The organism is Polyangiaceae bacterium (genome assembly GCA_016715885.1).
Taxonomy (GTDB): domain Bacteria; phylum Myxococcota_A; class Polyangia; order Polyangiales; family Polyangiaceae; genus Polyangium.
On record JADJXL010000028.1, the window covers coordinates 893,748 to 915,659 of the forward strand.

The following is a 21,912-nucleotide window of genomic DNA, read 5'->3' on the forward strand; positions in this document are numbered from 1 at the left end:
CGCAAACGTGACGGGCTGCGGCAACCGAGCCACACGCACGCGGCCCCGTGGACACAGGCGATCTTCACAAGTCTTCGCTTTTGTTGAGGTTTTTCCGCGGCCCGGGGTGTGGATACGTCCTGCGCCGAGGAGTCTCGATCCATGCCTTCCGTTCGCCGTCGTCCGCTCTGGCTCTTGCCCGCCCTACTTCTGGCATCCTCGTTCGGCCTCGTGTGCAGCAGCACCCCGACGACACCGACCACTTCACCGCAGCAGCCTCCGCCCCCCATTCTCATTGCACGTACGGCGGACGCTCCGGACAAACCTCTCGTATTTCCACCGGCGAAGACGCGAATTCCAAGATTGCCTCTCCGGAGTTACGATACCAATGGTTCGTCGGCCGATTTGAAGGTTACCACGCCGTCGCTCGATTCCGAGCGTACCTTTTCATTTCACGGCACGTCGTTCCGCATCATCTTCAATCAACCGATTGCCAATGGCGCCACCGAAGCATCCCCCAAAAAGCCGGTACCCGCCGCAAAAGGAACGCTCGAGATCACGCCCACCGTCGAAGGTGAAGCTCGATGGATCGACGATCGAACGCTCGAATTCGTCGCCAAACGGCCATTCGATACGCAAGTGAAATACGAAGTCGCGCTCGCAGCGGTGAAAACCCCCTCGGGCGCGACACTGGAAACGGCGTGGAAAGCACAATTCACGGCAACCCCGGGTGTGACGATCGCCGGAAAAGACCTCGGATACATTCCTGTCGTCGGAAAGCCGCGAAGTATTGCAATGCACCCGTCTTACACGACTTCGGATGTATCGTCTCGCGAAACGTTTGCCGTTCTTTACGACCAACCCATCGATTTGCCGACAGCCCGGTCGCTCGTATCGCTCGTCGACACGAAAAGCAATCGTCCCATTTCCGTCGTCGTGGATCATCCAAAGACGCCGACATTTCAAGGGATCAAAGTGGACCCACGATTCGTCGTGCTCGTACGTCCGGTCGCTCCGATTGCGGGAGGCACGGAGCTGCGCTTCGAAGCACGGGACGTCCGAGCGAAAACCAAACGGTGGATCGACGTCACCGTGGCAATGCCCTTGGCGCTCGACGAAATTACTTGCGAATGGGTGTGGGACGACGACGGTCGAAATAAGCCGTGCTCGTTCGACGACAATACCTTGTCGATGGCCGGCAGGGCAGTCCACGTCCGCTTCAATCATCGCATCGCGACGTCGGACGACAATCTGCGGAATCGAATCCGCATTTCGCCTGCCGTGCGAAACATGACGATTTACAATGAAACGTGGAGCAACGAGCTCGTCATTCGCGGTGACTTCGAGCCGTCGAAAAAGTACGATGTGACCATCGACGGATTGGCGGATCGGCACGGCAATCGTCTCGCCAAACCCATAGCGTTCCGCATTGACAAAGCGCCTCTTGCTGCGAGCGTATCGATGCCCGACGGCAATTTGTGGCTCGATCCGGAGACGACGCGCAAGTTTGCGGTAACGACGCGAAACGTATCGGAAGCGACGCTGCTTGCGTGGCCCATTCCCGCAGGCGATCGAGCCGCCGAAGATGCGGCGCTCAAGCGCATGCGCGCCCGCGACCTGCCTTCGGACCGTGCTCCAATTCGCATTAGGATTCCGGTCAAGGTCGAACGAGACAAACTCGTTACGACGCACGTGGATCTAACGCCTCATCTGACGGCTGGCCAAGCCTATCTCGCAACGGTCGAAGCAAGCGGTTTGGCATTTGGCTCGAAGCTCGTCAAAATGCCACGACACAGCGACGCGAGTAAACCCATCGTAACGCTTTTGCGCCCTGGCGACCATCGATCGCTCGCCGTGCATACGCGTGCCATGCCAAACGGAACCATCGTGCACGTGGCGCGTCTTGCGAGTGGTTTGCCGGTGCCAGGAGCTTCCGTGCGTTTGTCTGGGGACGAGGATTCATCCGCGATGCAAACGGATAATTTTGGTATGGCGTTCTTGCCGTTCGATTTGCGAGATACCGATCGGCCAGCGCTCGACGTAAAAGCTGCCGACGCTGAATTGCGTTTGCCACTCGGCAGCGCAGCCATTTCCAATCGCCAACTCTTCCCGGATCTCGGCGGTAGCGACGCACCTTCGTCGAGCCTCGGGCGGGCGTTCGTCCTGACCGACCGAGGCATCTATCGCCCCGGTTCGGCGGTTTTCGTCAAAGCAACGGTGCGAAAACCCGACGGAGCGTGGCTACGACCCGTGATCAATACGACCTTGCGCATGCGGGTGCTTGGACCCACCGAGGACGAAGTTTTCAATCAAACGCTGACCACGAATGACATGGGAAGCATCGCGACGACGGTGAATCTAGCGGCGGACGCGAAGATCGGCCGTCATCGCATACTATTGGAAACTCCGGAAAGCCAAGACGAGACATTGGCGCAAACGATGATCCAGGTGGCGGAATTCGAACCGCCTCGATTCGTCGTGGATGTCGATGCAAAAGCGGAAGAGAAAAACACGCTGCGGGCAAACGTGCGAGCTCGATACCTTTTTGGCGCGCCCATGGACAAGGCCAATGCATCATGGACCGTGCGTCGGGACCCGGCGTCATTTCCGGACGGTCAGCTCACGGCCGCAGGGCTCGTATTTCGCAAAGCCCCTCGCTGGTACGACGACGATGACAAACCTTGGTCGCGTGCCGGTGAAAATTCGTTATCGGCAGACGGAACGCTCACCATCGTACAATCGCTCGATTTGGCTGCGAACCTTGGACCTCAAAGGTTCACCGTCGAAGCAGACGTTTCGGACGCTTCGCATCGGCACATTGCGGGCAAAGGCAGCGTCGTGCTTCACCCGGCCAAACGCTACGCCGGCGTAAAGATTGGAGCGTCCTGGTTTGGCGTGGGCGATCAAGTACCCGTCGAATTGGGCGTGATCGATACCGAGGGCAAACCCGTCGATGGTGCTGCCATTACAGCGAAACTCGAACGAATCGAATGGACAAACGTGAAGCGCCGCGGGCCCGGAGGTTCGATTGAATGGGATTGGACGGCTCGACACATCGAAGAAGGTAAGTGCTCGGTCACGAGCGCCAAGCAACCCGTCAAGTGCACGCTCGATATTCGGAAACCCGGAAGTTACGAAATCAAAGCAGAAGTCGACGGGCGAGCGGGAGGCAGTGCATCTTTGTGGGCTTACGGAAGCGAAGGGGAGGCGACACCTTCTGCACCGGAAAAACCTCACGTGCTCGATTTGACGGCCGACAAGAATAAGTACGCGCCGGGAGAAACCGCAAAAATCCTCGTACGAAATCCCTACCCCGAAGCCACGCTCATAACGACCGTGGAACAAGGACAGGTCTTGTCGAAAGAAGCGCGCCGAATCAAAGTGGGTGCGACGGTAATCGATGTTCCCCTCGCTGCAGAGCACGCGCCGTGGGTGCATGCGACCGTAACCCTCTTGCCCATTGGCGCAAAAGGACGAAGCGTAGCGGATTATAAAATGGGTGCGGTGCGCTTGCCGGTATCGATGTCGGGCGCGCGTCTCGAAACGATGGTACGTAGCGCCAAACCTGAATACGCGCCAGGGGACGAAGCCGAAGTTGGCATTCTGGTGACCGACGGGGGCAAACCCGAAGCGGATTGCGAAGTGGCCCTGGCCGTCGTGGATGAAGGCGTCTTGCGATTGACGGATTTCCACCCGATCGATCCGGCCGTTGCATTGCGCCCCGGACGAGGTTTGTCCTTCCGCGTGCGTGATTCACGAAGCGACCTCGGAGAGCTCTTCGGTCGTAGCCATGTGGCCGGCGACGGCGGTGGCGTTGCCCTTTCGACGATTACGGAAGCTCGAAAGAAGTTCGTCGAAACGGCGCTTTTCCGGCCAGACGTGCGCACCGATCAAAATGGTCACGCGAGTGTGAAATTCAAGCTGCCGGATAACCTCACGGAATTCAGAATCATGGCCGTCGCGCTGAATCGCGAAGGCAAAGGCGCGCGCGCCGAATCGAGCTTCACGGTGAAAAAGCCCGTCATGCTCGTCCCCGTGGTGCCTCGATTTGCCCGTGTGGGCGACAAATTCGAAGCAGCAGCCATGCTCCACAACGAAACGACCGCGTCGCTTGCGGCCACGGTGCGCCTCGGCGACCGATCGCAATCGGTCACGGTGCCCGCAGGTGCAAAAACCCGCGTTGGTTTCGCCATGGAACCGAAAACCGCCGGTGCGTTGCCGCTCCTTTTCACGGCGCAAGACGAATCCGGAAAAACGCTGGATCAAGTCGAAGCGAAACTTCCCGTGGGAGAACCGGGAATCGACGAGCACCCGCGCATCAGCGGCGCATTCAATCGTTCGCGCGAAATTCTGCTCGACGTCCCCCAAAGCGTCATCGACCGCGGCGGCGCCATTTCGGTCAAGGTCGGACAACACCTCTGGCCCGAGCTCGGTAATCGTCTGGAATGGCTCCTTGGGTATCCTCATGGTTGCGTGGAACAGACGACATCCAGCACGCTGCCGCTGATTGCAGCACGAACGATTTTGCCACGAATTGGTTTGTCTCGCCTGTCGCAGGCAGAGCTCGACAGTCGCATTCGCATGGGTATCGCTCGCCTTGCCACGATGCGCACGGAAGACGGCGGTCTTGCGTATTGGCCCGGCGGAGACGAATCCAATGTGTATGGTACGGCATATGCCATTCGCGCGGTCATTCTGGCGCAGAAAATTGGCGTGCAGCCGCCCTCCGGAATGCTCGACGGAATGAAACGTTTCCTCGCCGACCGAATGCTGGACAGCAACACGCCGCCGGAAGTGTCGGCCGCCATTGCCGAAAGTCTCGCAGACGCCGGAAGCCTCGAAGCAAGCGCCGCGGACGCTCTTTACGATCGCCACGAAGACCAAAGCATCTTTGGACTTTCCAGCCTCGCATTGGCTCTGTCGACGTTGCCAGGGCAAGAAGACCGAGTCAATCGTTTGCTCGATGCGATTGAAAAGGGATTCAACGCGGAAGGTGCGCTCACCAACGCGAAACGATTGAACGACTTTTCGTATTTCGGCTCGTACGACCGGACGCGCGCGCAGGCGACCATGACGCTCGCACGACTGCGTCGCACATCGCCACTTCTACCAATCTTGCTGAGCCGCACGGCAAGCAGCATGGATTCGTACACGACGCAAGCGACCGCATATTCGCTCTTGGCCTTGAGCACGCACCTCGAAACGAGCACGGACGCAGGTGCACCAGTATCGGCGAAACTCGACGGACAAACGCTCGCCGTAACAAAAGACCTGGGATTCGGCAGCAAAGAATTCGCAATTCCCATTGGGCAGGTGAAGGGCAAGAAGGTAAAACTCGTTCTGGAAACCGAGAGCAACGAAGCCATGGGATACACCATTGCAGCATCGTGGCAACGAACGATGTCGGCCGCGGATGCACCAAGCAAAACCCGAGGCGCTCATGGTCCTTCGGTGTATCGCGTCATCAGCGATCCGCGCGGTGGAGCGGTCGACTTGAGCAAAGTCAAAGCAGGAACCTTGCTACGCGTGGCACTTTATGCCCGATTGCCGGAGCTCGACGAAGAACGACGTGGTTACGTGGCCCTGACGGATCGATTGCCGGCAGGATTCGAGCCGGTCCAGCCGGATTTGGCGACGGTGGCCAGTGCCCCGGACATCGAAAATCATCACCCATTCGCGAGTGCATTGCGGTGGAATTCTTCGGAAGCGAATCACATCGACATGCACGACGATCGCGTGAGCATTTACTTCGATCGGCCGTGGGGTGATTCCGTGGCGGCAACGTTCCTCGTCCGAGCGACGACGCCTGGAATATTTGCGCTGCCCGCCGCCGTTGGAGAATTGATGTACGAAGCCGATGGGCTTGGATACAGCGATGCTGGAGAGGTGACGATCCAATGACGCCGACGCGCAAAAAGCAATTGCGAATCGCCGCCGCGGCGCTCGGAACAGTGACACTCGCGACCTGCGCGCTGACCATGATGGAACATACGCGGGCTCGAGCGGGCGAACCGTCGGCAGAGCTCGCCGAGCAATGGCACGAAGGGCATCGAATCGAGGATCGCAATGGCAAGCTTCTGCGCGAAGTCGTTTCCGAAAATGATTTGCGCGGGCGCCCGATTTCGCTGTCTGAAATGGGCGACCGAATCATCGTCACGACGCTCGTGAGCGAAGACAAGCGTTTCTTCGAACACGATGGCGTGGATGGATTCGCGATTGCGCGAGCGATTGGTCAAAATGTGAAGGGCACGCGGCTCGTAAGTGGAGCGAGCACCATCACGCAGCAGCTCGTCAAATTGCTCGATGGCGAGGGAAAACCAGAAAAACGCACGCTGTGGCGGAAACTCGTCGAAGCGGCTCGCGCCCAAAACCTCGAAAAAGTCGCGGACAAACAGACCATTTTGGAGGCTTACTTGAACCGGCTCGATTATGGGCATGGTTTGTCCGGGCCGGAGGCCGCAGCGCGAGGATACTTTGGGGTCGCGGCACGCGACTTGAGCTTTGCACAAGCTGCGTATCTAGCGGTGTTGCCGCGCGCGCCTTCCTTCTTGGATCCGTACCATCATCACGATCGCGTGCTTTTGCGTCAACGTGCGCTGCTCGAATCCTTGCATGAAACGGGTATCTTGACCGATGCGGATCTCAGCCGAACGTTGGCAGAGCCCATCAAAGTACGACCGCTCCATCGACCGTTTCACGCACCACACTTCGTCAATGCCGTTCTTGCCGAAACGGTTCCCAGTGGGGAACGTGGTCATGGCGTAACTCGCACGACGCTCGATTTTCAGCTTCAAAAGGACGTCGAAGGGCTCGTCCGCACGCACCTCGCGTCGCTCGAAGGGTTTGGCGCAACGAACGCTGCCGTGGTCGTCGTGGACAATGCGACAGGCGATGTATTGTCGTGGGTGGGAAGTGGTTCGTTTTGGGACGAAGCCATTTCGGGACAAGTCGATATGGTGCGCGCTCGAAGGCAGCCCGGATCGACACTGAAACCATTCGTTTATGCGCTCGCATTTGCCGATGGTCACAGTGCAGCGGAGCCATTGGCGGATGTGCCCACGCACTTTTCGCAAACGGGTGGAACGTACGCGCCGGGCAATTTCGATGGAACGTTCGAAGGCCCCATCAGCGCCCGGGAAGCACTCGCAGGAAGCTTGAATGTGCCCGTCGTGCGGCTCGCCGCCGAAATCGGTGAAAACCGCGTGCTCGATGCACTGCTTGCATTGGGCTTTTCGAGCTTGGACAAGGATGCGAGCCATTATGGCTTGGCGCTCGCGCTTGGCGCTGGTGAGGTCACGCTTCGTGAATTGGCGGGCGCGTATGTCACGCTCGCGCGCGGGGGCGAGCCAATGCCAATGCGCTTGGTGCATCATGGCGATGCGACGCCGGTCCCAGGGGAACGCCTCATGGATTCGTCGATTGCGGCACTCGTTACGGAATCGCTATCGGATCCGCTCGCTCGCGTGCGCGGGCTTCACGGTCGAGGTCCCTTCGACATAGGTTTTCCCGTGGCCGTAAAAACCGGCACGAGCTCGGGCTACCGAGATACTTGGTGTGCGGGATATACGCACGAACGTACGGTCGCAGTTTGGCTGGGCAATACAAAAGGAGCACCGACGCAAAAATTGACGGGCGCAACCGGCGCTGGCCCGCTCTTCGCCGACGTCATGCGGCGAAGCATGGACGACGTGCCTATGCGAGCGCCGCTTTGGAATGCCGACGACCTCGAAATGGCCGAGGTTTGTCCGCTATCGGGAAAGCGTCCGGGTCCCGCATGCGTGGACCATGCGCCGCGCCACTTCATTCGGGGCAAAGCACCCACGGAATCATGCGACATGCATGTGCGAGCCACTGCGCGCATTATCGATCATCCAGGCGAATCTCCGTTCGTTTGCGACCCGGCGGGCGGCGGGTCGATCGTGGTATTGCCGAAAGAATACGACAACTTTTTGGCTTCCCTGCCGCTTGGAGCACCGGGGCGTGATACGCATGGGTTGCCATGGATGTCGAAATCGAGCGTTCCGGGGTGCGGGACGACGACGGCCGAATCAATACGAATCGACGGAATCGCTGACGGAAGCGTTTTCGTATACGACGACTCGAACGCGCACATGTTGACGGTCGGGGCATCCATCGTTGGCGGCTCGGCTGATCAGCGCATTGTCAACGAAGTCGAATTCGTGGTCGATGGCAAAGTCATTGGCCGCTCCCGAGCGCCATTTCGTGTCAGCTATCGGCTCGAGCCAGGCGATCATGAATTGGTGGTGCGGCCTTCGGACGCGCATGCGCCCGTGCACCGTGCGGTCACAAGATTTTCGGTGCGATGATTCTCGGATTCCCGTGGGGTGGACACACGCTCACCGGAGCTAATCGGGGATTTGGGGCGAATTGGGCCAAGTGATGCCCACCTCCTGAAGCCTCCGCTGGACGGCGAGCAGTTTCTCGGGATCCGGCTCGCGGACGATGAGCGTCGCAAGTTCGTCCGGCGTCAGCTCCGTGGGGCCACGCAGCCTCCGATCGACCACCGCGTCGATGATCGCGTTGAAGTGAACGTCTTCGGGGCGGGTGTAGTCGACCACGATCGCCCCGGGGCGCGGATCACAATCCAGCGGCAGCAGCCGCCCATTGTGGAGCAAGCCCCACGCGGCCAGCCGCTCGGTGCCCCAGGCCAGCGTCAAATCGTCGGCGAGGAAGAGCGTGCCTCCTCCACGATCGCCGTAGAGCCAGAAGCCTGCGCCCGCCAGCTTCTCCCCATGATTTCCCACTACGAGCATCCCGACGGCCATGACGAACGCGGGCTCCAACTCCCCGGGAAGCCCTGGCACGGCCCCGCGCACATCGTCCGGACCACCCGTCACCGCGTCGACCGGGAGGTCGAGCTGCTCGATCGGACCGAGGCCCAGGTCGAACCCGAGGCCGACGACGCCCGCCTCGGTCCACGCGACGACCTCGTAGTCCCCGCAGCCGTCATCATTGAGGAGGGCACCCGCGTTGAGATCGCCTGTCCACCACGCGATCTCGGCGGCTGGCATCCACAGGCCATTCGGGAGGTCCGCGAACCAGCTTTCGACGTAGGCACGCAGCGCGGCGCGCACGATGGCGTCTCGGTCGAAGACCAGGCACCCGAAGAGAGGGGTGGTGCGTTCGATCATCGGCCGCGCCTAGACCACATTGGTCGTGGTGTCAATGTGGTCGTGACAAACGAGCCCCGCCACGTCATTGCGGCTTCATTTCCTCCGGTTCGAGGTCGGGATGGTCGTGAAAAATGGGCCACATGATCTCTGTATACATTTCGCCCATAATGGTGCCGACGGCCGTCCGGTAGTCGATGAATTCCTCCTCGCTGCACGTATCTTTCACGAGTTGGACCGATCGATCCAGCTTGCCCGAGTATTCCAGCATGAGTGCCAGTATTTCCGTTGCTATTTCTCGCTGCATGATGTTTCCTTATTACGGTCACGGGTTGTAAAAGCACCCCGCGGCCTCCATGCATTCACGAAGGCATCGATGAAATGGGATTCCATGGAGTCTTCCTGTCGGCAGGGTAGACTTTGTACATGATGCGATGCACTGTTCCTTCACTTTGCGACATCTTTCGCTGAGTTTGGTGACTGCTAGCACGGCGAGCCCTCCCATCACCTCCACCGTCACCGCGTAGATAACCATGCGCCCCCCATGCGCCGCAACGAATTCCGCTAGCGCAGACCCGAGCTCAACCAACACGATCGGATTGCCGATTTCATTACCTCTCGGTACTATTTGCCCGTTCGCCATCCCAATCGTTTCCTCCCCACGCAATTGTCGTAACGACCCAGGGAGTGCCATGTCGCGCAACGCGATGCGCGTGCACGCCGCAAGATCCGGCGCGCTGTCCGGGATGCCTCCAACCACGATGTCTTGCTTTCGACCCTCCTGGTCCACCTGCACTTTCGCTTCTACTCGATATGGCTGCGGTTCCAGTTGGGAAGCATGTTCTTCAACACACGCCTGCAACCGCTCGACCGTGATGTCAGGAAGGAGATGACGCGCGTTCTGATGCTGCTCACGATATCGTAATGGAGCCGTCTCAATGGAGCCCGCGCATCCGAACGGTACAAATGCCAGCATGAGGCATGCCGCAACACCTATCACGGACATCCAACTCAGGGCCATCCGCATCATGTTCACTATCGCATGTTTCATCCAAAGCATCGTTGCTCTCCTCAAGGTATTCGTCCATGCTTTGTGTTCGGTCAAATTTTCAGCATGATCGAATGGTGTCTCTTCATTGCTTGCATGAAGCAATGAATCGCACATAGGGCGGCTGTTCTGCAAGGGAAAGCGCTTCAGAGGCTCACGATACGGCAATCACCGACGCTCGTGGATCGAAGCATTTGGAATTGCGACGCAATCGCTCACGGCTCCTTGCCAGGATCGTTCCCGGTTCCTTGTGCCGCTTCCTTCGTCGCCGCCGCTTGTTTGGCCGGGCCATATTGGTATTCGAGCAACGTGGCCACGGGCCCGAGCACTTCGTGCTTGTTGGCGGCGCGATCCCCGCGGCGTCGTGACTGGGCGGCGAATTCACCTAGCAGCGTTCCGATCTCGTGCCGTCGCTCCATGCGCGTTTCATACAGCAACTCGGTCAATTTCTGCGAAGCTGCGTGCAATTGACCAAGATACGCTTCGTCGTCCGACAATATCTTCAACCGTTGAATCTCCGCCGGATTCAACCCCGCGCGCTCCACATCGGCGGCAGCGAGTTGCAGGATGCTCGTCACGACAGCCTCGAAACCATCACGCAGCTTCGTCAACTGACGAATGCGTTCGGGCGTGCTGTCGATGAGCGGGATACCCGACGCATCGATGACCACGTCCCCAATTTTCGGATGTTTGGGATCACTCACGATGGTTCACCTTTCTCTCCCAGCAAAGGCCAGGAACTTCCCGACCATCACACAACTGCGGGGTACAGTGCAAGTCCTTCGCACGCCGCTACGTCAACAATGTCGAAACTGCCCTCGAACGTCGGTCGCAATACAGATTTCTCCTCGGTCACGACACCATTTTCATCATGCACACCATCCGCTTCATAGGTCGATACCTTCAGCAAATAGGCGACTAGGAAATTTTCCTATCGACCAAGGAGCAATCACCTCGTCTTCCACCAACATTTGTGCCTCGCGCCACAGTCATGCATGACCGCTGGTTTGTGGAGAGTCGACGCCTAGGAATTTTTCCTATAGGCCAAAGAGCTGCACCAATCGCCCGACACAATTTTCATTGTGCTATGAAAATTTTTCATAGCGCGATGGTTCCGGCAAGTTGGCGGCTACAAAAAATTCCCATCGACGAGGAAGTGACTCCCATTGCGATAGGAAATGTCCCTCGGTTGATCGATTCGATTCCCATCGGCCAAGGCAACGTTCCTATTGACCAATGAATGCACTGGATGACGATACAAAAAATTCGTCATGACCGAGGTGCGTTCCGTAGGGGCATGGGAACGGCGCCCATCGCAATGGTATTCACATCTCGCCCAATGCGCACGCACGGCCGTCCAAGTCGCAGCCATGACCACACAGCATCCAATGAGAATTCCGCAATGCGAAGCGAACATCCGTGCGTATCGATTCTTGGGGCTTGGTTCTCGAATGAGACACCCCGCAAAAATACATATTCTCTCCCCTCGCCCTCTCTCGATGACTCGAACGTACGGATCGCCTGGACGTTGTCGCCATCGTTTCGTCACGTCGCGCCACCTATCGGGCAGAGCCACAATTCCCTTGCGTTCGGCCCGGTAACAGTGCCAGGAATGGCACGCGAAAAGCGAGCTTCGGGCGCGCGAGCGATGGCGAGGATGCAATGGCAAAGCGAATCTACTTCTTCGGGGGCGGCCAGGCTGATGGCGAAGGTACACAGAAGGCGCTGCTCGGCGGCAAAGGCGCGGGCCTGCACGAGATGACGCGACTCGATGTGCCCGTTCCCCCGGGCTTCACCATCACGACCGAAGTCTGCACGTCGTTCTTTGCTGGCGGTCAAAAGCTTCCCGACGGCCTCATGAGCGAAGCGAAAAGCGCCATCGAGCGCATTGAGCAGCTCGTGGGGATGCGCTTCGGCGACGTGGACAATCCGCTGCTCGTCAGCGTTCGCTCGGGCGCGCGCGCGTCGATGCCCGGCATGATGGACACGATCCTGAACCTCGGCCTGAACGAAGCAATCGCCGAGGGCCTTGGAAAACGCACGCAAAACGTACGGTTTTCACTCGATGCGTACCGACGTTTCATCGTCACGTACTCGGACATCGTGCTCGACGTGCCGCGGAAACATTTCGACGAAGCGCTCGAGATCGCCAGGCGCAAAGCGGCCGCGACGATGGGGATCGAAGCGGGAAGACTGACGGTTGCCGAGCTGCAACGAAAACTTCCCGACTCGATGCTCGACGAAGCAACGCTCCGTTCGCTCGTGAAGGAACAACGACGCATCGTCGCGAGCGTCACGGGCAAACCGTTCCCGGACGAACCCTGGGAGCAGCTCGAAGGTGCCATCGTTGCGGTGTTCCGAAGCTGGAACAATCAACGCGCGAAGACCTACCGCAAAATGCACGACATCCCCGAATCGTGGGGCACTGCATGCAACGTGCAAGCGATGGTGTTCGGAAACCTCGGCGACGACTCGGGCACGGGCGTGGCGTTCACGCGCGATCCATCGACGGGCGAACGCCGCTTCTTCGGCGAATGGCTGACGAACGCGCAAGGTGAAGACGTCGTCGCAGGCGTACGTACGCCGAACCCGGTCTCACGCGGCACAGGCAACGACGAAGCGTCGCTCGAAGCACGCATGCCCGAAGCACACGCCGAGTTGATGCGTGTCCAAGACAAACTCGAGAAACACTTCCGCGACATGCAGGATCTCGAGTTCACCGTGCAGTCGGGCAAGCTCTATCTTTTGCAGACGCGCAACGGCAAACGCACGGGCAAAGCCGCCGTACGCATCGCCGTGGAGATGGTGAAAGAAGGGCTCATCGATCAGCGCGAAGCGGTGATGCGCGTCGATCCCGTATCGATCGAACAGCTTTTGCATCCGACGATCGATCCGAAAGCTCCGAAAAAGCTGCTCGCGAAAGGTTTGCCCGCGAGCCCCGGTGCTGCGAGTGGTCAGGTGGTCTTTCATGCGGACGAAGCGGAACGTCGCGCGGGTCAGGGTTTGCCCGTGATCTTGGTGCGTGCCGAAACGTCGCCCGAAGACATCCACGGGATGAAGGCAGCCAACGGAATCCTCACAGCGCGTGGAGGCATGACGAGCCACGCGGCCGTCGTCGCACGCGGCATGGGCAAGTGCTGCGTCGCTGGCTGCTCGGCGATCGCCGTCGGTTATGAGACGCAAACGATGACCGTGACGGTCTACGACGCTGCCGGAAAGCCTACGGAAACCGTGGAAGTACGCGCAGGCGACATCATCACGCTCGATGGTGCAACGGGCTCGGTGTACCTCGGCGCAATTCCCACGGCGCCCGCTGCTCTGTCGGCCGAGTACGAACAACTCATGCAGTGGGCGGACTCCGTACGTCGCTTGCGGATCCTCGCGAACGCCGACACGGGCGCCGATGCGAAGACGGCGAGATCGTTTGGCGCCGAAGGAATTGGCCTGTGCCGCACCGAGCACATGTTCTTCGATGACAAACGCATCGCAGCCGTGCGCGAGATGATCTTGTCGCGCGATGTCGATGCGCGCCGCCGCGCGCTCGCCAAACTGCTTCCGTTCCAGCGTGAAGACTTCATCGCGATCTTCGAGGAGATGGCCGGTTTCCCGGTCACCATTCGCTTGCTCGATCCGCCGCTGCACGAGTTCTTGCCGCACGAGCGCAAGCAAATCGAAGACTTGGCGAAGACGATGAACGTTCGTCCTGCCGAACTGGTGCGCAAGGTGGAGGAGCTGCACGAGCTCAATCCGATGCTCGGACATCGTGGGTGTCGATTGGGCGTCACGTATCCCGAGATCAATGAAATGCAGGCGCGCGCGATTTTCGAGGCAGCGTGTGAAGTAGCGAAGAAAGCCTCGCCCCCGAAGCTCGAGATCATGATCCCGCTCGCGATGACCAGGCGCGAGCTGCAGCTTGCTCGAGCGACGATCGAACGAGTCGCATCCGAAGTGTTCGCGGAAAAAAATCTTACGGTCCCGTACATGTTCGGCACGATGATCGAGCTGCCGCGAGCGGCGCTGCGCGCGGGAGAGCTGGCCGAAGAAGCGGAGTTCATGAGTTTTGGAACGAATGATCTCACGCAAACGACGATGGGGATTTCGCGAGACGATGCGGGCAAATTCCTGGGCGCGTACGTCGAAGCGGGGATTTTGCCGAAGGATCCGTTCACGAGCTTGGATACGGAAGGCGTCGGCGAGCTCGTGGCGATTGCATGCGAGCGCGGTCGCAAGACGAGGCCGCAGATCGAATGCGGCGTGTGTGGCGAGCACGGAGGAGACCCGGCATCGATTCGGTTCTTCGAGAAGGTAAAACTCGATTACGTGTCGTGTTCGCCAATGCGCGTGCCCATTGCGCGTTTGGCGGCGGCGCAAGCAGCGTATGCCGAAGGAAGTGCGGCGACCGTGGGAAGAACGGATTGAGTCGATCCGGCGGCTTCGTGCTCGTGGTGTCTACCCGCAGGCTCAGCGTGCGCGGTAGACACTTCGCGGGCACCCGAGCCCATTTCCGATACGTCTAGACTCGATGTCGAAACGTCGCAAAGTTCGGTTGCAAAGCGTGTTGGACGGAATGTAGTATCCGCACTCGCGGAGGGATTCTGACCAACATGTTGCAGCTCAACTACGATTACGCTTCCTGCATTCGCAGTTCCGAGAAGGTTGCCTGGAAACTCGATGCAGTGATGCCCCCGGAAACGAAGATCGACTTCAGCCGACCCTTTTTGCCCGAAGGATTATTTTCGATCGAGCGGCTCACGTGCCTTACTCCCGCGCAGCGGCTCATGTTGAATCAGATCTCCGGCAATTCTTACCTGAATCTCTTCGCTTTCGTCGAAGAATACATCACCGCAATGGCCGTCAAGCACGCGCAGGCCGAGCTTTTCGGTGATCATCTCGCCGTCCGGGCGCTCGTCCGATTCGCCGAGGAAGAAGCCAAGCATCAACAGCTATTTTGGCGTTATTGTTCGACGTTCGAGCGCGATTTCGGGCACAAGTGCCACCTTTTGGGAGCTGCCGCCGAAGTGGCAGGCGTCATTCTCGGCAAGAGCACCCTGGCCGTGACGCTCGTGACGCTGCACCTCGAACTGATGACGCAAGCGCATTACACGGAATCCGTGCGCGGTAATCAAAACCTGGATCCACTTTTCTGTGATTTGCTGCGCCATCATTGGATGGAAGAAGCGCAACACGCGCGCATCGACGCCCTCGAGCTCGACAAACTCCTGGATGCCGTCGGTCCCGAACAAATTGCGACGTGCTTCGACGAATACATCGAGCTGCTGGATGCTTTCGACGGGCTCTTGCTCACGCAATCACAGCTCGACCTGCAAACGCTTTCCGAGGCACTCGGACAAACCTTCTCCGACGCGGACGCAAAAGCCATCGTCGCGTCGCAACATGCTGCGTACCGAAATACGTTTCTCATTTCGGGCATGACCAACAAAGCATTCGAAGAAATCGTCAGGACGATCTCGCCACAAGCGGCTGATCGCATCAAAACGAAGGCCGAAGGGTTCAGGTGACGGCCATGGCAGAAGATCCGGCGGTCATGAAGCTGCGTCACATGCTTGGTCCGGAGCGAGCACGCGTACTGCTTGCGCAAACGTTGCCGATCTTGGGCATCAAAGAGGTGAAAACGCCCAACGATCGGCTGAAACTCGGCAAAGAGCTCATGACACGTGGAGGGCTGCTCGAAGCTTTGGGGGCAGCCATTCGAACGCAAGCCTTGTTACATGGTGCCAGAGACGAGTAGTTTCGGCCACAACACGTCCCTGCTCCTGTTTCACTGTTGCGCCCCGACCTTTCAGATTTGCGTTCCCTAGGCACGTTCAGACGGCCGCAACCTCGCGAAATCTCGTCCGTAAGGATTGGCCCGACCCTTGCTTAAGGGAATAGGCAGAGAGCTTGCTCCGGTCAGCCCCCCCCACCGTTGAGCAGGCTCTCTGCTTTTTGTCTACCGGCCTTGCGCGCGGCGATCGGCAACGTGCATCACGAGCGGTCGGGCAAAACGCAATGTGCTGATGGGGCGCGTTTCAATGGGTTCGCGCGAAACGCGAGTGAACGCATAACGGCGCACGATCATCGCCAATAGCAGCACGCCTTCGAGCATTGCGAAGTGCTCGCCGAGGCATTGACGCCTTCCCAAAAGAAACGGCATGTAGCTGTACGGCTCGATGCTGTCCCTACGTTTTTCGGAAAAACGGTCGGGATCGAATCGTTCGGCATTCGTCCAATACTCAGGATGACGGTGCGTGACGTACGGCACGACGGCCACGAGTGCCCCGGGCTCGATACGAATACCATCGATGACATCGGCGCTCACTGCATTACGCGTCACCGCCGGTACGGGCGGATAAAGTCGCATTGCTTCGAAGAATACCTGCCGGGTGTATTCGAGCTGCGGGACGTCCTGCGCCGTCGGCGTGCGATCCCCCAGGACGCGCGTTGCTTCTTCGACCAGACGTTCTTCAATTTCGGGGTGGCTCGAAAGCAGATAAAATGCCCACGACAATGCGAGGCTCGTCGTTTCATGCCCGGCCAGGACCAATGATTTGGTTTCGTCGAGCAATTGCCTGTCGCTCATGCTTGCACCGGTTTCGGGATCACGGGCGAGGATCATGCGCGACAAGACGTCGTGCGTGCCCAAATCGCCCGCGCGGCCGCGGCGGATCATTCCATTGATTGCATCGTTCAATGCTCGCTCGGCTTCTCGCGCTTCGCGATTGCCGCGAGTAGGAAGCCAGTCCTTGTACAGGCCCATCGACATCATTTGCAATGTTCCGTGGGCAAGACAAACCTCGAGCGAATGCCCGATCACTTCGGTTTCGCGAAGAAATTCGCTCCTGAACATCGCTCGCCCGATGATCCAAAGCGTCAGGCGCATCATGTCCGCGGTCACGTCGATGGGGCCACGCCGCCGCGCCTCGTCCCATTCGGCAAATAATTTTTCGGCGCAATCGACGATGGGAGGAATGAATCGGGCCACCGCGTTTTCGCGAAATTCGGGGGCAAGGAGTCGCCTTTGCCGCGTCCACAAATCGCCCTCGCTGACGAAAATGCCATCACCGAGGATGGGTCTGAGCATGTCGTAATGGATACTCTTGCGATAATTCAGGACGTTGGTACGCAGAATGTGCCGCACATGGCTCGGGCGAAAAAAATACGTCTGTGCGCTTGGAGCGACCACCCGAACGACGTCGCCGTAGCGACGGAAGAGCTCGAGGTCCGCGGTGGCGTAATTTTCGAGGATGCGCTTGAAAAAATAGGCGTGCATCAAGCCTTTGGGACCACGCACGCGGAAAGGCCGCTGCGACGACGCGCGGGAATCGGACGGGTGCGATGATTCGGTTTGGTCTGAATGGCTGATCGACATTGGGGAAATCCTGCGCCGAGTGTGATGGTGCGGTCAAGGCGCGAGCGACGCGCAATCTTGCAAAACTTTTCAGCCCCATCCTTCAAATCTGCGATGCACCACCGCAAACGACACGCCTAAGCCCTTGAAAATACGACCGCGAAGCTTGGCCCGCTGCTTGCTCTATGTACCGAGCAGAGAGCTTGCTCCGGTCAGCCCCCCCCACCGTAGAGCAGGCTCTCTCTTTTTTGTCCGTGCGTTCGAGCGCCGCGGCACACCGATAGCGCGCGCGTGATGCATACGGTTTGTCGCGGCGTCCTCTGATACGGTTGCGCCCGGACGAACCTATCCAGGATGCGCTGCGAGGTCCGCCCTTCGCGTGATGCCGCAAGGCATCGTCACGAGCACGTCTGGACCTGCGTGCTGCCGAGGCTGCTGGTCTCGGATCTGCAACGTGCAATGGCCCATCGTGCAAATGTGCGATCCGGTTGCGTGCACAATCCGTCGTAACTCCTTGAAATTGCGTTCCGATCAGATTGGCCCGCTGCTTGCTCTATCTACGGGCAGAGAGCTTGCTCCGGTCAGCCCCCCCCACCGTAGAGCAGGCTCTCTCTTTTTTGTCCTTGCGACCTGCGGTTCTCCGCCCTCGCCGTCGCAAAACGCGCGCCGTCGCGTCGACCAAACGCACGCAGTCACTTTACTCCGACCCCAAGGCGGGGCATTTTGCGTGCATGGGCATCTTCGACCGGATGGGCAAAGTCATCTCGAGCAACGTCAACGCGCTGTTGGACAAGGCGGAGGATCCAAAGAAGTCCGTGGATCTGATCGTCGAGGAAATGAAGGATCAGATCCGCGCGGCGCGCAAAGAGCTCGTCGAAGCGATCGCCGCGGAAAAAGTGCTGCGCAAGAAGGTCGATGACCTCGATGCGGAAGTGCAAAAGTGGGAGCGTCGAGCCGAGCTTGCGCTCAAGGCGGAAGACGAAACGCTCGCACGCGAAGCGCTCGTGCAGAAGAAGAAGATCGTGGCCGATCGTGATCGCGCCGAAGCGTTGCGAGCGGAGCAGCGAGCAGCCGCGCTGAACATGAAGCGGGAGCTCGAGCGCATGGAAGACAAGCAGCAAGAGCTCGAAGCGCGCAAGGGAACGCTTGCGGCGCAGATCAAGCAAGCGAAAGCAGGCGGCGGCGCGGAGAGCTTGGGGGCGAAGAGCTCGGGTGGTGCGTTCGCTGAATTTCGGCGGATGGAGGACAAGATCGAGGGGCAAGTGGCGGAGGCTGCGGCGGCGCGCGAAATTGACGATGCCCTGCGACCGCACGGCATGTCGGATGTGGATCTCGAAGCGAAGTTCGCGCGACTCGAAGGCGGCGGAAGCACATCGAGCGACGGCGGCAAGTCGAGCAATCCGGAGATCGACGACGAGCTTGCGGCGCTGAAGAAGAAGATCCGGATTGGATGAAGCGAGTTACCTGGCGATGACGACGGGTTTGTCGTCGCCGGGAAGCCACATTTCGGAAATCACGAGCAAGTTGATGGCGGTGTTTGCCCCTCTGTAACCCCATTCGACACCTTGCCATTCGAACAGGCGTCGGTCACCGCGGCGTACAGGAAAAACCAGTTCCCCGCCATCCGGAAAGATGCCCCATTCTTCGGGTAACGGATCGAGCTGCATGTAAACGTCTTCGCTATTTCCACACATCAGCGTGATTTTGGCGGTCGTCGTAGAACAACGAATCCGGATCCATTCGCGAAGACGTTGGTATTTGCACAAACCCACCCCGGGCATCGATCCTTCGGAAAGAGCCACCTGGGGGGCGTTCTTCCATTCATCCTTCGTGGGTCGTGCCGACTTTTCCTCGAGAAACGGCAATGCATCGAAAGCGGGGAGCGGCGGCGGACCTGCATCGGCGTCGCCATCCGCGGCCCCTGCATCGGCGGAATCGGCATTGGCAGGCGCCTGAGCGTCTTCGGCATTGGCTGCGAATACGAAGAGCGTCCCCGTCGCCAGCAGTAGCATCGTGGTTCCAAGACGAATCTTGCTGCTTTTCATAGTGTCCTCAAGAAAGCCACGAGGGCCGCTCGTTCGGGTTTCGTCAATTGCTTCGTATTGCCCATGCGGTCTTCGTTCAAATCGACGAGCTCTTCCAGCGTCGAAAATCGCCCGTCATGCGCATAAGGCGCCGTTCCTCCGACAAACAGGAGCGACGGTGTTTTGAACTCGGTCACTTCATCGTAGTCGAAATCCTTCGGCGTCGGCAGCTTGGCATAAATGGGATACTTGGCGCGGTCGCTGTAATCCATTTCGGGCACGTGACAGCCGGCGCATTTCGTATCGACGCGCATGAAGATTTCCTTGCCCTTCTTTTCTTCGTCCGACAATTCACGCGCGCGTCGCGGCGGAGGCGCGAGACCCTCGCGCAAAAACGCCCGAATCGCCATCGCTCGATCATGCAATTCTTTCGCGTGATGCCCCCACGGAAACGATCCCCATCGATGCAGCCGAAAACCGCCCGTCAATCGATGCGTCAAATGCGGGCTCTCCGCGTGCCAACCATAAGGCCCTTCGGCGGCCAGACGTCCCGCGAGCATCGGAGTTTGGCGAGCAAAACCACCACGCTGCGGATCGCTCGGCCAGTCGGGGATGTTGTCTTTGCCCGCGAAAAACCGCCGCTCGTCCTCCCATTCGATGGCTTCGTGCCAAACGTGGCCATCGTCGCGACCTTCGGGATGACAACCAGCACACCCCATTCCACCGCTCGTGACTTCGTCCGTACCATTGTAAAACAGTCGCCGTCCAGCAGCAGCCAATTCGGAGAGCGGATCGTCCGCAAGACGAACCCACGGCCGCGGACCCTGCGTTTCGAGGCTCAAAACCACGATCGATGCCGATGCTCGGCAAAATACCCACGCCGTGTCTTCATCGTCCGAAAGCGTTATGCCCGATGGAGCAGCACAACCACTCGAAAACCCATATTTCGGGTCCTTGTCGATCGTCATCGCGTAATTTGCTCGCACGAACATGGCCGGTTCGATGGTGCGCGCATGTAGCTCCACGACTTTGTCGAGTCCTTCGGAGACGACGAGCAGCGTGTCTTTCTTTTTGCGATAAACGACTGCTCGCGGCTGCACGAAGGGGTTTGGCTCGGCACGCGGTCCCTCCCCACCCGTTTGTTCGTCATGAACGGTGACTTTGCCGTCCATGCTCGACGTTTCCACACGCGGTTTGTCCGTGCGAGGCGGCGACAGGGGCGAATCGTCGGCCGTGAGCAGCACATCGACCGCCGATGTACCCAGCCAAACCTGAGGACCCGTCGTTCCAAGCGCGTGGCGAGGCACGAAGAGCTTCTTGCCATCGGGCGAAAGCGTCGCCGAATACGCCAAAGATGCGCTCGGTTTGGAAAGCGGCGCCGTGCGAGCCGGCGTCGGCGGAAGCTTGACCGCGTGCGCCGTCGGCGCATCCGTGTCGATCCCGTCGATGCGCGTCAGATCCGGTCCAACGAGATGCGTCACATACGCCGACTTGCCGCTGGGATGCACGATCACTCGACGCGGCTCACGCGGTACGTCGATCGTGGCCTTCACTTTGCCCGACGCGATGTCGACGATGGTGACTTTGTGCGTCCACGGCGATGTTACGAGCGCCAACGATTCGTCCGGCGTCACGGTCACGCCCCACGCATCTTCCGGGAGCTCCGTTCGCGACACCTGCACGAGCCCTTTTTCCGGGTCGGGACGCATGACCAAAAGCAGCCCTGGCCCCGTCGCCGATGGGACCTGCTTTGCCATGATGGGCCCCGTTTTCGCGGGCGCGCTCGGAGCCTTCGCGGATGCGCCGGCAGACGCGCTCGCGGCGGCTTCCGCGTCGTTCGATGCCGCTTTTTCGGCCGCAGGAACGATGGCCCCTTCGCTGCGCACCGTCACGAGCACCTTGTCGCCCAGCACCACCAGCTCCGCGGGTTGTCCGGGCATCGGGATCGTGAGCGGCCGGTTGTTCACGTCGATCGGCATCGCCACTCGATGCACGACGCCTCGATCTTCGTCGGCGACGTAAAGCGCATCGCTCTGCGGCGTGCGAGCGATCGTGCTACCGACGAGCGTGACGGGCTTCGGTTTGTCCTTCACGGGTGAAGCGTCGACGCTCGCGACGGGCGTTGCGCTCCCGCCCGAAGACGGCCCTTTTGCCGTGACGTCCGTTTGTCCTTCCCCGCCTTTGCAAGCTGCCAAAACCGCTGCTGCAAAGAGCGGAAAACACCAGAAACCCCGCATCGTTCTTCTCCCAAACGCACCGTACCGGTTCTCTTGCACCCCGAGAACGCCCAACAGTCGATCCATCGTCCCACGGGCGAACGAATTGGTTCACCGGGCCTTGCGAGTCTGTGAAACGTCGGCTCGTTGTGTGCTGGATCCATCC

The 21,912-nt window shown here is 59.4% G+C and carries 13 protein-coding genes; 6 read left to right on the forward strand and 7 right to left on the reverse strand.

Annotated features, from left to right (window positions below; all coding sequences use genetic code 11):
• Window positions 1-141 precede the first annotated feature (141 nt).
• Both IPM54_45125 and pbpC read left to right on the forward strand, forming a co-directional pair.
• The gene (locus tag IPM54_45125) at window positions 142-5,880 is read left to right on the forward strand and encodes a hypothetical protein (GenBank protein ID MBK9266946.1); all 5,739 of its coding nucleotides are present in this window, start codon (window positions 142-144) and stop codon (window positions 5,878-5,880) included.
• Entirely contained in the window at window positions 5,877-8,306 is a 2,430-nt protein-coding gene (pbpC, locus tag IPM54_45130) for a penicillin-binding protein 1C (GenBank protein MBK9266947.1), read from the forward strand. The genes IPM54_45125 and pbpC overlap by 4 nt, the downstream gene beginning before the upstream one ends.
• A 39-nt stretch (window positions 8,307-8,345) precedes the next feature.
• On the opposite strand, the gene IPM54_45135 is transcribed toward pbpC, so the two are convergent.
• From IPM54_45135 to IPM54_45150, 4 genes are all read right to left on the reverse strand, one after another.
• Entirely contained in the window at window positions 8,346-9,131 is a 786-nt protein-coding gene (locus IPM54_45135) for a hypothetical protein (protein MBK9266948.1), read from the reverse strand.
• Between the two features lie 64 nt (window positions 9,132-9,195).
• Window positions 9,196-9,381 (reverse strand): hypothetical protein, encoded by a 186-nt coding sequence (locus tag IPM54_45140; protein MBK9266949.1) that lies wholly within the window; start codon window positions 9,379-9,381, stop codon window positions 9,196-9,198.
• A 54-nt stretch (window positions 9,382-9,435) separates the two neighbouring features.
• On the reverse strand, window positions 9,436-10,170 hold the full coding sequence (locus IPM54_45145) for a hypothetical protein (GenBank protein ID MBK9266950.1): 735 nt from the start codon (window positions 10,168-10,170) through the stop codon (window positions 9,436-9,438).
• A 203-nt stretch (window positions 10,171-10,373) separates the two neighbouring features.
• Entirely contained in the window at window positions 10,374-10,862 is a 489-nt protein-coding gene (locus IPM54_45150) for a hypothetical protein (protein ID MBK9266951.1), read from the reverse strand.
• A gap of 958 nt (window positions 10,863-11,820) precedes the next feature.
• Between IPM54_45150 and IPM54_45155 the strand changes: the two genes are divergently transcribed.
• From IPM54_45155 to IPM54_45165, 3 genes are all read left to right on the forward strand, one after another.
• The gene (locus IPM54_45155) at window positions 11,821-14,577 is read left to right on the forward strand and encodes a pyruvate, phosphate dikinase (GenBank protein ID MBK9266952.1); all 2,757 of its coding nucleotides are present in this window, start codon (window positions 11,821-11,823) and stop codon (window positions 14,575-14,577) included.
• 185 nt (window positions 14,578-14,762) lie between these two features.
• Entirely contained in the window at window positions 14,763-15,677 is a 915-nt protein-coding gene (locus IPM54_45160) for a diiron oxygenase (protein MBK9266953.1), read from the forward strand.
• Window positions 15,678-15,682: 5 nt separating this feature from the next.
• Window positions 15,683-15,907 (forward strand): hypothetical protein, encoded by a 225-nt coding sequence (locus IPM54_45165; protein ID MBK9266954.1) that lies wholly within the window; start codon window positions 15,683-15,685, stop codon window positions 15,905-15,907.
• Between the two features lie 201 nt (window positions 15,908-16,108).
• Here IPM54_45165 and IPM54_45170 read toward each other — a convergent pair whose 3' ends face one another.
• Window positions 16,109-17,449, reverse strand: coding sequence for a cytochrome P450 (locus tag IPM54_45170; GenBank protein MBK9266955.1), 1,341 nt, complete (start codon window positions 17,447-17,449; stop codon window positions 16,109-16,111).
• A 788-nt stretch (window positions 17,450-18,237) separates the two neighbouring features.
• Here IPM54_45170 and IPM54_45175 point away from each other — a divergent pair.
• On the forward strand, window positions 18,238-18,960 hold the full coding sequence (locus IPM54_45175; GenBank protein MBK9266956.1) for a PspA/IM30 family protein: 723 nt from the start codon (window positions 18,238-18,240) through the stop codon (window positions 18,958-18,960).
• A 6-nt stretch (window positions 18,961-18,966) separates the two neighbouring features.
• Here the strand turns inward: IPM54_45175 and IPM54_45180 are convergent, their stop codons facing one another.
• Window positions 18,967-19,551 (reverse strand): hypothetical protein, encoded by a 585-nt coding sequence (locus IPM54_45180; protein ID MBK9266957.1) that lies wholly within the window; start codon window positions 19,549-19,551, stop codon window positions 18,967-18,969.
• Window positions 19,548-21,767, reverse strand: coding sequence for a hypothetical protein (locus IPM54_45185; GenBank protein ID MBK9266958.1), 2,220 nt, complete (start codon window positions 21,765-21,767; stop codon window positions 19,548-19,550). The genes IPM54_45180 and IPM54_45185 overlap by 4 nt, the downstream gene beginning before the upstream one ends.
• Window positions 21,768-21,912 lie beyond the last annotated feature (145 nt).

Coding starts and splice junctions, on each gene's coding strand:
- IPM54_45125 (MBK9266946.1), top strand. CDS start 142: ATGCCTTCCGTTCGCCGTCGTCCGCTCTGGCTCTTGCCCGCCCTACTT.
- pbpC (MBK9266947.1), top strand. CDS start 5,877: ATGACGCCGACGCGCAAAAAGCAATTGCGAATCGCCGCCGCGGCGCTC.
- IPM54_45135 (MBK9266948.1), bottom strand. CDS start 9,131: ATGATCGAACGCACCACCCCTCTCTTCGGGTGCCTGGTCTTCGACCGA.
- IPM54_45140 (MBK9266949.1), bottom strand. CDS start 9,381: ATGCTGGAATACTCGGGCAAGCTGGATCGATCGGTCCAACTCGTGAAA.
- IPM54_45145 (MBK9266950.1), bottom strand. CDS start 10,170: ATGCTTTGGATGAAACATGCGATAGTGAACATGATGCGGATGGCCCTG.
- IPM54_45155 (MBK9266952.1), top strand. CDS start 11,821: ATGGCAAAGCGAATCTACTTCTTCGGGGGCGGCCAGGCTGATGGCGAA.
- IPM54_45160 (MBK9266953.1), top strand. CDS start 14,763: ATGTTGCAGCTCAACTACGATTACGCTTCCTGCATTCGCAGTTCCGAG.
- IPM54_45165 (MBK9266954.1), top strand. CDS start 15,683: ATGGCAGAAGATCCGGCGGTCATGAAGCTGCGTCACATGCTTGGTCCG.
- IPM54_45175 (MBK9266956.1), top strand. CDS start 18,238: ATGGGCATCTTCGACCGGATGGGCAAAGTCATCTCGAGCAACGTCAAC.
- IPM54_45180 (MBK9266957.1), bottom strand. CDS start 19,551: ATGAAAAGCAGCAAGATTCGTCTTGGAACCACGATGCTACTGCTGGCG.
- IPM54_45185 (MBK9266958.1), bottom strand. CDS start 21,767: ATGCGGGGTTTCTGGTGTTTTCCGCTCTTTGCAGCAGCGGTTTTGGCA.